Origin of the sequence: Bacteroides sp. f07, from assembly GCF_042854785.1 — a bacterium.
Classification (GTDB): Bacteria; Bacteroidota; Bacteroidia; order Bacteroidales; family Bacteroidaceae; genus Bacteroides.
In genome coordinates, this window is the sequence record NZ_BAABXI010000001.1 from 285,172 (window position 1) to 297,621 (window position 12,450).

The following is a 12,450-nucleotide window of genomic DNA, read 5'->3' on the forward strand; positions in this document are numbered from 1 at the left end:
ACTCCTTGTTATAATAGGTTTAATGAATATATCGCCCGACGAACTCACGGACTTTATCGGTGTATTCCTGTTTATTTTCTTTGTATGAGACGGCATGGGCGGCACCCGGCACAATCCAGAGTTCCTTAGGTTCCGGCTTTGCTTCATAAAGGGGATAAACCATCCAAGTCGGCACATATGTATCTTTATCCCCATGGATAAACAGCATCGGCAACTCACATTTCGCCACCTGTTTCAGTGAAGAAGCTTCTTTGAAGTTCCAACCGTATTTCTTTTCGCATAGCCAGCTTGTGGTATACATTAGCGGGAAAGGCGGAAGACTGAAAGATGATTTTAGCTCATGAGAAAATTCATCCCATACGCTGGTATAGCCACAATCTTCTACGAAGCATTTTACAAAAGGCTGCTGTTCCTCGCCGGACACCATCATTGTGGTTGCGCCACCCATCGAAATGCCGTGTACCACCATCTGTGTGCTGTCTCCGAAAATTCCGTTGGCGATATTCATCCACTGCAACACATCCAAACGGTCTTTCCAGCCCATCTGAATGGCGCGGCCTTCACTTTCTCCCTGATGCTGAAGGTCGGGAAGTAAAATGTTATAGCCTAAATCACGGTTATACAGATAGCCGATCATAAACATACGAATAGCATTATCCGTATAGCCGTGGACAATAACCGCTGTCTTGTTGGTAGGTTCGGGAGCAGCGACATAGTAAGCATGAAGCTGTATGCCATGCGGGTTGATGATAAAAGTATCTTTCAGTGCATCTGCTTGTCGCAGACTATCCACCCATGGGCGTAGAAAGGGGTAGTTTTTGTACATGAAGGGATAAGAATCTGCATCTTTGGACAAAATCTTTACGTTCGGAGTTAAAGAGAAGTTCAACATATAGAAACTTCCTCCGATAGTGCAACCGGTCAACATCAACAGGGCGATGATAATGCTATAAACTACTTTTCTCTTCATATAATACCTTTACCTTTTTACTCTCTCGCCTTGGAAAAGGGTGGGAGAGATTCTATTTATGCCAGATCTCCCAAGCGGCAAATGCCTGAAGAAGCAACATTTCAAGACCGTTTTTTACGACAGCGCCTTGTGCTTCTCCCTTTTTCATGAAAAGGGTAACGTTCGGATTATATAACAAATCGTAGAGTAAATGGTTCGGAGTAATCAATTCATAAGGAATATTGGGACAGAAATCGACCTTGGGAAACATACCTACAGGAGTACAGTTAACGATTACCGTATATTCTGCCATGATTTCAGGGCTTAGTTCCTCATAAGTCAGCATACCGTCCGCTTTGTGAGTGCGCGAAACGAATATACTTTCGATTCCCAGATTTTTAAGTCCGTGGTAAACGGCTTTGGAAGCTCCGCCGGTGCCCAGAATCAAAGCCTTTTTGTGATGAGGTTGCAATAAGGGTTGGATGGATTGAGTAAATCCGATAATATCAGAATTATAGCCGACCAGCTTCACTTTCCCTTTCGGTTGGCGGATAATCTTGATTACGTTCACAGCGCCGATTTTGGCAGTATCAGGATCCAACTCGCTCAAGAAAGGAATGACTTGCTCCTTGTAAGGGATAGTAACATTAAGACCCCGCAGGCTAGGATTCTCTTCAATCACTTCCATGAAATCATTGATTTGGGGAATCTCAAAATTCACATATTCCGCATCAATTCCTTCAGATTTAAACTTTTCATTAAAGTATCCGATAGAGAATGAATGTCTCAGTGGGTAGCCGATTAAACCATATTTTTCCATAATACGAAAGGGTTAAATTAATCAATCATAAAAAAAACGTTATTTTGTCGCGGTATAAAGAGTGCAGATACCAAATGTCAGCCGCCGGAAATTTACTTCGCTGAATCCGGCTCGTGTGATGACTCCTTTCATGACTTCCCCTTGGGGAAATACTTTGATGGTGTCCGGCAGATAGCGGTAGGCACTGTTGTCTTTGGAAAGCAGCTTGCCCAGCAATGGAATGACGACTTTAGAGTAGACGGAAAACAGTTGCTTCATCGGGAAACGGTCGGGAGTGGTGAGTTCCAGAATCACGAGATGCCCCCCCGGTTTCAATACCCGGCACATTTCCGATAGTCCTTTGTCGAGGTCTTCAAAATTGCGGATACCGAACGCTACGGTAATGGCGTCAAAATCATTGTCGGCAAAAGAAAGTGAAGTACAGTCCTCCCGGGCAAAAGAGATTCTGTCCGAGAGTCCTTCCTTCTTAACTTTTTCACGTCCCACATTCATCATACCCTCCGAGATGTCCGTACCGATTAGTTCGGCGGGCTGCAACTTGCGGCAGGCGAGGATGGCGAAATCCCCTGTGCCGGTAGCTACGTCCATCATACGTTGCGGTTGGAAAGGACGCAGCCAGGCAATGGCTTTGCGACGCCAACTGCGGTCGATACCCAAAGATAAGGTATGATTCAGTTTGTCGTAGGCATGTGCGATGTTGTCGAACATACGTTCCACTTGCTCGGTCTTCTTTCCTTCCTCGTCGTAAGGCTTGATATGCTGCTGTGGGTAGTCCATTTATTTTAATGATTAGTGGATAGTGATTAACGGTTAATCATTAATCGTTAATAAAACGTTCTTTTCGATACGTTCAGCGATATTGCTGGTATCTTCTTTTACAAATTTCTCACCGGTGATGTTTTCGAACAATTCGATGTAACGGTCACTGATGCTCTGTACGATAGCCGGAGTCATTTCGGGTACTTTCTGACCTTCTTTGCCCTGGAAACCGTTTTCCATCAGCCATTCGCGGACAAACTCTTTGGAAAGCTGTTTCTGCGGTTCGCCTTTTTCGAAACGTTCCTGATAGCCTTCTGAGTAGAAATAACGGCTGGAGTCGGGAGTATGGATTTCATCCATCAGGTAGATAGTACCGTTGTGCTTGCCGAATTCATATTTTGTATCGACAAGAATCAATCCGCGTTCCGCAGCGATTTCTGTACCACGTTTGAAGAGAGCCAGCGTATATTTTTCAAGCACTTCATACTCTTCGGGAGTAGCCAGTCCTTGTTTCAGGATTTCTTCTTTGGAGATGTCTTCGTCATGCAGTCCCATTTCGGCTTTGGTGGTCGGAGTTACGATGGGTTCGGGGAATTTTTCGTTCTCACGCATTCCGTCCGGCAACTTCACGCCACAAATTTCACGTACACCGCTTTTGTAAGCACGCCATGCGCTGCCGCACAGATAACCGCGTACAATCATTTCTACAGGAAAACCTTCGCACAATACGCCGACTGTTACCATCGGATCCGGCGTAGCCAGTTTCCAGTTCGGACAGATGTCAGTAGTGGCATCAAGGAATTTGGCTGCAATCTGGTTCAGCATTTGTCCTTTGTAGGGAATACCTTCAGGCAGTACTACGTCAAAAGCCGAAATACGGTCGGTTGCTACCATGACGAGTTTTTCGCCGTTGATGTTATACACATCACGCACCTTTCCGTGGTACACGCTTTTCTGTCCCGGAAAGTTGAAATCTGTTTTTGTTAATGCTTTCATTGTCTTATTTATAATTACAAATTACAAGTTCCAAATTAATAAGTTGAAGCTGCAATGGGAGTTCCGAACCTAAAGGTGCTTATTCCTTAGCCGGTTTCACCGGATGCTCGCCGTTGAGAACCAGTTGTTCGTTTTTCCGTTTCTCCCGTTCGGCTTTCGCTTCTTTGTCGAATTTTTCGTAAGCATCTACGATACGTTCCACCAGCTTATGGCGTACAATATCTTTCTTGTTCAGTTCGACAAAGCTGATGCCTTTTACCCCTTTCAGGATGCGGAGTGCCTGCACCAATCCCGATGTCTGGGAAGAGGGAAGGTCAATCTGTGTCATATCGCCTGTCACAATCATTTTAGTGTTCATACCCATACGGGTGAGGAACATTTTTATTTGCTGTGCGGTGGTATTCTGTGCTTCGTCAAGAATTACGACCGCATCATTCAGTGTACGTCCGCGCATAAAGGCTAACGGGGCAATCTGTATAATGTTCAGTTCCATGTATTCCTTTAACTTGGCGGCAGGTATCATATCTTGAAGCGCATCGTACAAGGGTTGCAGATACGGGTCGATTTTATCTTTCATGTCACCGGGTAGGAAACCCAGCTTTTCTCCGGCTTCTACGGCGGGACGACTGAGGATAATCTTCTTGATTTCCTTGTTTTTCAGCGCACGTACGGCAAGGGCAATGGCGGTATATGTCTTTCCCGAACCTGCAGGACCGATGGCGAATACCATGTCATTCTTGGCGAATCCTTCCACCAGTTTCAACTGGTTTTCGCTTCGGGGGATGATAGGCTTGCCCGTGACGCTGAACACGATCACGTTTCCGGTTTGTTCCGTTTGCGGGGCATTCCCTTTTATAATGTCGATGATAACTTCTTCTTTCAGTGAATTATATTCGGCGCAGTATTTTTCGAGTTTAGTGATATTTTCTTCGAAGGCGCACATTTCTTCCTCGTCGCCCAGCACTTTGATGACATTACCACGGGCAACGATACGTAGCTTCGGATATAAAGCTTTAATTAACTGTATGTTGGCGTTGTTTACACCGTAAAAAATAACAGGATCAATATCCTCAAGAACAATCAGTTTCTCTATCATTAAGTTGTATTAAAGAAAAATTTCTGCAAATTTAATGAAACGTTTTGGATTCTCTGATTGTTTGGAGATGAATTTTACTGCAATTATTCTGCCGATAGGATATGAAAATGATATTTATCGGGCAGTGATGTGGAAACAACCCTGTTTCAACTCATACTTGATGTAGCATTTTTCGGCCTGTCGCAAATCTCTCAGAACTTCGGACAGAACAAGTTTCAGAGTATCGGAACCGACATCCTGCAACGGTCTTCCGTCTTTATCCTCCACCTTCTTGAACCGTTTCCAGCTAACGTCAAAAGTTGCTCCGAAGCAATGTGCCGAGTTGGCGGAAGCGTTCACGTTCCTGCGGCGAAGGCGTTTCACATCGCCTTGGGTGCGCAGTACGGAAGTGACGATCACCTGATTGGGGTTTAATCCTTTGGCGGCAAGTGAATCAAGAAAGTTAGAGCCGATTGTGTCGAGCAGCGCACTTGCGCGAGGGACAAGATAGGGGATAGAATGGGTCAGAGAATCTACCACATAGAACTCATTGTCAATGATGTGTGTCAGCTTTTCTTTCATATCTTCCGCTGCTTCCCGGTCTTCCAACGGACGGATACCAACAGCTTTTGCAGCTTCCAGATGTTTATCATTCAAATCAGGAAAAGAGCGTTTATAGCTGACAACGCCACGGATATTGCGTGGTTCGTTCAGTTTCAATGACATATCTTTCTTTTTGCAACCGGAAGTGAGTGTTGCAAATCCTATAATCAGCGAAAATAGTGGTAATATACGAAGTTTCTGTATAGTCATTTTGTATTTTTTTGCCTGCAAAGTTATATGAAAACGTTGGAATATACATATGAAATTAGAAAGAATAACAGGGAAATCTTATCAGTATATTCTCAAGCAATTCTCACTGTTATGAGAAAAAATACTCATCGCTATGAGAAAATATTCTCATAAGGATGAGTATTAATTCTCATCACCGTGAGAAAATGTTCTTATCACGATGAGAAAATATTCGATTCCGTACTTAATAAATAATGTGCTTTCTTATCCTTTTTTCTCTTCAGCTTTTGTTGTTGGCTTCTCTTCCGTTTTACTTTCCGGATTAATTATACCTTTCACTGTTTCACCGATAGGCAATTTGTCCAATACGCCGAGACTTGGAGCTACTGTTTTCACCAATGTGTTCAAGAAGTTGCTTGTCCCTCCGTTTCCACCGTCGAATACAGTGATATTTCCTAAATTCATGTGTTCGAACGCCTTGACCTGTTCGCCGGCAATTTCCTTCCACTGGTCTACCATCTTATATTGGATGGCGATAGCCGGATTCGATTCGGCTGCTCTTACCATCGCTTCGAAGCCTTCCGCTTCGGCAAGCAGTGAGCGTTTCTTACCTTCCGCTTCCGCTTCCAGTTTCATTTGGATAGCTTTTGCTTCCGCTTCGGCTTGTGCCAAAGTCGCTTTAGCACGGGCTTCCGCTTCGCGGGTAATCTTTTCAGCGATAGCGTTTGCCTGAAGAATAGCTTCCTGTCTTGCGATTTCGGCAGGAACAATCTTTTCCGCTTTCAATGAAGATTCAACTTTACGGGCTTTTGCTTCTTCCACCTCTTTTTGCGCAATTTCACGGGCAGTCTGTACGGCAGCTTCCGATTTGGCGGCAGCTTCACCGGCTTGTTTGTCGGCATTGGCTTGTGTCACGGCCAGTTCGGCATTAGAGAGGGCTACCTCTTTTTGTGCGTCATTCCGTCCGATGGCAGCTTTCTTGGCCGCTTCCGCCTGTTTGATTTCCATATCCGAATTCAGTTCGGCAACGCGGCTTTCCTTTTCGGTATTTGCCTGCTCGATACGGATATTCTTTTCAGCTTCGGCTTTTGCTACTTGCGATTCTTTTTCCGCATTGGCGATAGCTACTTGGGAAATTCTGTCCTTATCTGCATTTGCAACAGAGATTTCCTGTTGTTTCTTAGTTTCCGCGATAGCGATATCCTGGTCTTTGCGAGTTTCCGCCACTTTCGTTTCGCGTTCCTTAATCTGGTTCGCGATTTTGATAGCACCCAGTTTTTCCTGTTCCTCGATGTTGGCTTGTGCCTCGTTCAATGCCTTACTTTCAGCTTCTTTACCCAAGTTGACGATATAGTTGGCAGCATCGCGGATGTCACTGATATTGATATTCATCAGGTACAAACCGAACTTGCGGAGTTCCGTATCAATATTGTCTTTTACTTTGGAAAGGAATTTGTCGCGGTCGGAGTTCAACTCTTCAATGGTCATGTCGGCAATAACCAGACGCATCTGACCGTAAACTACATCTGTAATCAGGTTTTGTTTGTCGTCTATAGTCAGTCCGAGCATACGTTCGGCAGCGTTTTGCATTACGTCTGCATCTGTGCTGATGGCTACGGTAATAGTGGTAGGCACATCTACACGGATATTCTGTGCGGATAGTGCGCCTGTCAGCTTGCAGTCAATCTGCATCGGTTTCATTGACAGGAATTCGTAGCCCTGGATAATCGGCCATACGAAAGCAGCTCCACCGTGGTATAATTTCGCAGATTTCTTTTCTCCTCCCGTCTTACCATATACGACGAGGACTTCGTCACTCTTACATTTGCGGTAGCGAGAAAGGATACCGATAAAAGTGAGCAGAATGACCGCCACTAGTATTGCGGCCATAATTAGCATTTCTTGTGTCATAGAATTGTGTAAATTTGAATAGTTATTGAATATATAATGTTCCGTCCTGATACTTGGTGATAACAGTGCGATCTCCGGTTTGATACGTCTTTCCCGATTCGGAGATTACGTCTATTTCGCGCATGGCTCCATTACGGCTTGTCTGTACGGTGTACTTACTGTTGTTTTGCTTGAAGTAAATGGTACATTCGCGTCCCACGAGTTCGTCGGTTGCTTCGGAGCGGTTCACTTGTTGCAGTTGATAGGCTTTTTTGTACAGAAACCATACGGCGAAAACAAAGAACAGTCCTACCAGGATACCGATAACATAACTTTGGATTTCTGTGTTGCCTGCGAGATACATGTACCAGCCGAAGCCGATACCAAAGTGGGTGAGTCCTTTGAAAGAGACTACACTGCTGATGTCGGCATCCACGTCTACATCTGCATCCATATCTCCGAAAAAGATTGATAAAACAAACTGAATTGCGAATATACCCGTTGTCACAAGGGCGATAATAAGGAATATGGTGTTACTCATAATTTTGAGATATTGGTGAATTATGTTTATTTGTTCTCCAAATATACGGTTTTGTGTGAACTATGCAAAGAATATTTATATAAAGTTGCATTTCCGGCTTTTATCTAATAAATCCTCAGATGTGTGAGAAAAAATCCCCACCCACTCAGCGCTATCTTCACAGGCCGCCTCTGAGTGGAATGAGGAACACAAACAAAACAAACAATATTTTGTATTTCTTTAATTATGGGGTTATGGGGTTCCGTACTCTTACGGAGCGTTTTCTTTTATATATTATCAGGACAATCAAGTACCAGTATCGTATCTTCACATGAGATAATGGGACATTTGTCCAGTATATCGAGGTTGATTTCTACTTTGAAACGGCCGCAGACATCATGAATTTTGTGTTTGAAGTCAGCAAAGCCCTTCATGAATTTCTCAATCCGGTTGGCTGAATGCTCGTAAGCGTACCAGCGTCCGTTCTCTTCAAATAGATAGGCTTGTCGCATATCTGATGATTCTAGTTGTAGGATGTCTTTTTGTTTCATGATTTCTTAGTTTTAAAGTTCGGTTTTTATTCTACTATTTCTACATCGCGTACACAGCGTAAGTATGCTCTGGCTGTGTTAGTCTCTATATTTGATAAAAAGAAAGCCTTTGTATTGACACCAAAGAATCTTATATTTCCGGCATTAAGGTCGGAAGAGTCTGTTATGGTGTATCTCCAGATTGTTCGTGATATGGTATTTACAAGTAATTTCTTGTTCTGTATGTACATTATCAGCATTTCTCTTTGGTTGGGAGCTCTCCAAAGTCCTTTATCACTGTCACCATTCTCGGAGTAATTTTTGCATAAACTGAGGTCGTTGTCTGTGGTTATGCGATAGTACACTTTTCCCGAGTCGTCTGTTATTGATTCATTCCTGTCATATCCACACGAACGTATAGTGGTATGCCAGCTTGTGAGAGTAAATAAAGAATTTCCTTCATATACATACGTGTTTTTAGGAGTCGCTTTTGTATCAATATAATTTTCTTTAGCCATTTGAAATGCTTTATAAGGCCTGTTGCCACTCTCAAAGTTGTCATGAAGAGCTATTTCACCTTTTTTGAGACGTGAGCCGCGTATGTTCTGTTCGGTTAATCGTGACATCTTAAAAATCCGTTCAGCAGTAATGATTTCATCTTCTTTGCTATTTTGATTATATACTTTTACACGTATGCCATTCGGTTCATAATCAAATGCTTGTGTAGGATAGTCATCTTCTGCTAATGTTGATCCGGGAGATTTATCTATTCCTAAGTTACGTACGCATCTGAAATTTTGCGGGCGGTTTTTTTCGACTTGTGCGTTTACAGGATAGTTGCCAACGGAGGCACCTTCTTCAGCCCAGATACGCTTTCCGTCGCTGGTCGTATAATGATAGTTTGTTCTGTCTGCATATACAAATGAAATATTATTAGCATCAAATAAAGGGGTCGGCAAACTTTGGGCGCCCAGATACATGCCCATTAATTGTTCACTGGTGGGTACGTACCATTTTACTTCATCTAATGTTATTTTACCATCTCCGTTCTCATCGCGGTTCCGTGATAAACAACGGGCCAAAGCAAGAGTTTCTTCTTGGGTAGCGAAAGTATTCATTTTCTTATCCGGTGTTTCAAGAACAACATAGTTATTCCAAGATGTATTTTTTAAGTATTCCCAAGTATTCCACAGCCCGTTAGAAGAATTAGGATTGGTGGGTAGTTTTTTCCATTTAGCCATCCCTGTTTCATTGACATGTTCCATGCCTAGTGCTACTTCGGCTTCCGTACTATAATATGTCTGTATAGAACGTTGGGTAATCATATATCGGGCTTTGGCATAACTGCTGTTGCCATCCGAGCTATACTTGGGAGTATAAACCAGCATTATGTAGCGGTTGTCTGCATTTGCAAAATGCCGCCAGTATGTAGTAGGGTTATTCCCCCAGTTTTGTCCTTTAGGTGCTTCGGTATAATAATATTCATCTACAAAAACGGTATAGTAATATGGCTTGTCCTTATCCTTGCTTCCATCATTTTCGTAGCGGGCTATCACATCATCGGTGAGTCCGAACAAGTCGATTAATTCATTCTTATTGTATTTTTGTAGTTTATCTGCGGCATTTTCTGTTCCATGAGACTGGAAATGAATCCAATGATAATCTTGTTTGGCTCCGTTTCCTGTATCAGGAGTACTTTCTTCTGTGACATCTCCGAAAGGAGTCTTTACCACAAATCTTAAACCTGGGTTTCCTGTGGTGGCGTCCACTACATTATTGTAACTGAATCCCATTATAAAGCAGTTGTAATGTGCATCCAATGTACGTACTTCAGCTTCAGAATCAACTACGTCTCCTTCGGCGCCGGGACGGTTTTCTTTTCCTTCTTCCACTTCTACTATAATGTCGTTGACGTCATTTATCGTTAAGTTGTATGTATATTTGGTGTTTCGTTTGCTTGTGAAGATATCCGGATTGTTGATGCCACCTCCTAGGTGTATTCTATACTGTACGGTAGCTACACGTTTTCCGTCTATGGAGTTTGCGTTTTTGATTTCCAATTCAGCCTTAATTTCTACATAAGTCGCATACTTTTCCGAATATTTATATTCACCGGTGTTTGTTTTATCATCGTTCTTGACTTCTGCTTCACGTTTGGCATACTCCGCTTTTTTATCAGTTGCTGATGGATTGATGGAACTCACTGTACCATCCTTTTCTTGATAGTTTTTTGAGTTCTTTATATTTTCCAGCATGTAAAAATCAAATGTGCGGGATTTATCATCTTTACTGGTTTTGAAGGCAGTACTTACTATACTGTTCCCGTAGTTCTTTTCTTGGGTAAAACTATTTAACTTGGGTTGTTCAATGATATTTGATTTGAGGGGGACATATTTCACTTGCCAACTGGTGGGAGTGAAAGACGTCACTTTTTCACCGACTTTTATCTTAAAAGTGATGTGGGAGTCAAGGCGCGAAAGCTCTATTTTCCCGGCGGATATATTTCCGTGCTCGTCAATTACACAATATCCTTCTTCTTTGTTAGTCTCCGAAGTGGTATTGAATGTTCCGCTCATGACCAGGCTGCCTTGTATGCGTTGTACGTTAGCTTCGTTTATACTAATGGTTACTCCGGACAGTTCTTCGATACTTTTAACAGCGTCCAGTCTGTTGAGGATGGATTCCAATTCGTTTGTTTCTGCGTTGGCTATTGCATAGATACGGCTTTCGCCGCTGGTGGTTTCTAACGTAAGCGTTCCTTTCTCTCTATTTTCCAGTGAATTGACTATCTCGTTTGTGTTGTAGAATTTACTGTTTTTCAGTTTTCCACTTCTGTCGAATACCAATACATAGAGGTCGTTGATTCTATTTTCTTCTGTTTCAGGAAGTCCACGGGTTAACTTCTCCATGCCTGTGACTGACAGACCGAAATTTATAGTAACCGGAATTCCTTCTTTTACATTGGTGGAAGAGTATATTTCATCATCTGCACAAGCATTGAAGAATGTGCAGGCAACGAATATATATATAATATTCTTTATCGTTTTCAGTATGTTGTTTTGCTTTTTCATCAGCTTTTTCTCCTTTATTATATTAATCGAATGACGGGACATCAATGTTCTCTGTCTCCCATACTTTCACTTCATAGTCTAATGTTACGTCCATATTCACGCTGGTGATATTGAACACGTATATATGGTTGCGAAGAACATTATAGTCTTTCCCATTTTCACTGAATGGTATAGTATAGCTTTTCATCTTTCCCCTGGCCTCTGCTTCTATCACTAAGTATACTTTGGCTTCTTTTTCTGCGCCTATATTCTTATGCTCAGGGATGTAGAATTTATTTTCTACTTTGTTTCCCTCTACTCCGCTCAATATGCCGGAAGTTAGAAATTCTGTTGATATTTTGGAACTTTCCGGTACGGACGGGCCATCATCTTTTAAAGGTGCGTAATATCCTTGGGTGTTATACTGGTGCAACCGGACTTCGGTGATTTTGAAATCTGTTATTCCGTTTCCGCCGTTGACCGTTACATTCACTTTGGCAACTGCACGTTTCAGAGTGAGTTCTCCTATATTATTCTCACCCGATGTGACGGACGTAATAGTACCTTCGCCCCACATTGGGATATAGGTCGAACGGTCTGTGTCTTTAGCATAACTAAATATCAGTTGGTCGTACAAATCGGTCTTGCTATTTCCCGGATTCATCTTCACATCATATACACCTTTGTTTTTCGCATTAACGATTACGATAAAATCCATTGGAGTACCGGTGTTGTATGTTCCTGATAATTTTCCGTCTATATTTCGTCTGATATCTCCGTCTTTACCATCAATCACAATGTATTGAATTTCCTCTATAAACCGATTATTTTGGAATGTATATACGTGTACGTTGTTTATTGCCCGTTCACTTTCCAATCCGTTATCTTCACTTACTCTTGTGGAAGAATTTGCAGGGAAGCTAAGAACGAAGTTTATATGTACATCTTTTACCAATATCTGGCTTTTACTATCTGAAAAGTCATCCGTTACTCCGTCTGTGCTGCACGAAGTTATCATAATGCAGAGGATAGCCAGCAAATAATATGTCAGATTTGAGTATTTCATCTT

At 42.5% G+C, this 12,450-nt stretch carries 11 protein-coding genes; all 11 read right to left on the minus strand.

From position 1 onward, the window contains the following. Positions 1–19: 19 nt before the first annotated feature. Complete coding sequence (locus ACGHVY_RS01270) at positions 20–970, minus strand: alpha/beta hydrolase (RefSeq protein ID WP_390596560.1); 951 nt, start codon at positions 968–970, stop codon at positions 20–22. A gap of 52 nt (positions 971–1,022) precedes the next feature. After that, positions 1,023–1,769 (minus strand): shikimate dehydrogenase family protein, encoded by a 747-nt coding sequence (locus ACGHVY_RS01275; protein WP_390596563.1) that lies wholly within the window; start codon positions 1,767–1,769, stop codon positions 1,023–1,025. Between the two features lie 39 nt (positions 1,770–1,808). After that, on the minus strand, positions 1,809–2,546 hold the full coding sequence (gene ubiE, locus ACGHVY_RS01280) for a bifunctional demethylmenaquinone methyltransferase/2-methoxy-6-polyprenyl-1,4-benzoquinol methylase UbiE (RefSeq protein WP_308747373.1): 738 nt from the start codon (positions 2,544–2,546) through the stop codon (positions 1,809–1,811). A 33-nt stretch (positions 2,547–2,579) separates the two neighbouring features. Further along, positions 2,580–3,524: a phosphoribosylaminoimidazolesuccinocarboxamide synthase gene (locus ACGHVY_RS01285; protein WP_390596566.1), complete on the minus strand. Its 945-nt coding sequence runs from the start codon at positions 3,522–3,524 to the stop codon at positions 2,580–2,582. A 79-nt stretch (positions 3,525–3,603) separates the two neighbouring features. Further along, positions 3,604–4,620, minus strand: a complete 1,017-nt coding sequence (locus ACGHVY_RS01290; protein WP_390596568.1) for a PhoH family protein — start codon at positions 4,618–4,620, stop codon at positions 3,604–3,606. A 114-nt stretch (positions 4,621–4,734) separates the two neighbouring features. Further along, positions 4,735–5,412: a DUF5715 family protein gene (locus ACGHVY_RS01295; protein ID WP_308746911.1), complete on the minus strand. Its 678-nt coding sequence runs from the start codon at positions 5,410–5,412 to the stop codon at positions 4,735–4,737. Positions 5,413–5,655: 243 nt separating this feature from the next. After that, entirely contained in the window at positions 5,656–7,302 is a 1,647-nt protein-coding gene (locus ACGHVY_RS01300) for an SPFH domain-containing protein (protein ID WP_308746912.1), read from the minus strand. A 22-nt stretch (positions 7,303–7,324) separates the two neighbouring features. Continuing rightward, on the minus strand, positions 7,325–7,822 hold the full coding sequence (locus ACGHVY_RS01305) for a hypothetical protein (protein WP_308746913.1): 498 nt from the start codon (positions 7,820–7,822) through the stop codon (positions 7,325–7,327). Positions 7,823–8,088: 266 nt separating this feature from the next. Continuing rightward, entirely contained in the window at positions 8,089–8,352 is a 264-nt protein-coding gene (locus tag ACGHVY_RS01310; protein ID WP_390596573.1) for a hypothetical protein, read from the minus strand. Between the two features lie 26 nt (positions 8,353–8,378). Then, the gene (locus ACGHVY_RS01315) at positions 8,379–11,402 is read right to left on the minus strand and encodes a fimbrial protein (RefSeq protein ID WP_390596576.1); all 3,024 of its coding nucleotides are present in this window, start codon (positions 11,400–11,402) and stop codon (positions 8,379–8,381) included. A 22-nt stretch (positions 11,403–11,424) separates the two neighbouring features. Further along, positions 11,425–12,447, minus strand: a complete 1,023-nt coding sequence (locus ACGHVY_RS01320; protein WP_390596579.1) for a FimB/Mfa2 family fimbrial subunit — start codon at positions 12,445–12,447, stop codon at positions 11,425–11,427. Between the last annotated feature and the right edge of the window lie 3 nt (positions 12,448–12,450).

What these genes read in the sequence shown, in the direction of transcription:
- ACGHVY_RS01310 (WP_390596573.1), bottom strand. Translation starts at nt 8,352, where the DNA reads ATGAAACAAAAAGACATCCTACAACTAGAATCATCAGATATGCGACAA.
- ACGHVY_RS01300 (WP_308746912.1), bottom strand. Translation starts at nt 7,302, where the DNA reads ATGACACAAGAAATGCTAATTATGGCCGCAATACTAGTGGCGGTCATT.
- ACGHVY_RS01270 (WP_390596560.1), bottom strand. Translation starts at nt 970, where the DNA reads ATGAAGAGAAAAGTAGTTTATAGCATTATCATCGCCCTGTTGATGTTG.
- ubiE (WP_308747373.1), bottom strand. Translation starts at nt 2,546, where the DNA reads ATGGACTACCCACAGCAGCATATCAAGCCTTACGACGAGGAAGGAAAG.
- ACGHVY_RS01275 (WP_390596563.1), bottom strand. Translation starts at nt 1,769, where the DNA reads ATGGAAAAATATGGTTTAATCGGCTACCCACTGAGACATTCATTCTCT.
- ACGHVY_RS01290 (WP_390596568.1), bottom strand. Translation starts at nt 4,620, where the DNA reads ATGATAGAGAAACTGATTGTTCTTGAGGATATTGATCCTGTTATTTTT.
- ACGHVY_RS01285 (WP_390596566.1), bottom strand. Translation starts at nt 3,524, where the DNA reads ATGAAAGCATTAACAAAAACAGATTTCAACTTTCCGGGACAGAAAAGC.
- ACGHVY_RS01295 (WP_308746911.1), bottom strand. Translation starts at nt 5,412, where the DNA reads ATGACTATACAGAAACTTCGTATATTACCACTATTTTCGCTGATTATA.
- ACGHVY_RS01315 (WP_390596576.1), bottom strand. Translation starts at nt 11,402, where the DNA reads ATGAAAAAGCAAAACAACATACTGAAAACGATAAAGAATATTATATAT.
- ACGHVY_RS01320 (WP_390596579.1), bottom strand. Translation starts at nt 12,447, where the DNA reads ATGAAATACTCAAATCTGACATATTATTTGCTGGCTATCCTCTGCATT.
- ACGHVY_RS01305 (WP_308746913.1), bottom strand. Translation starts at nt 7,822, where the DNA reads ATGAGTAACACCATATTCCTTATTATCGCCCTTGTGACAACGGGTATA.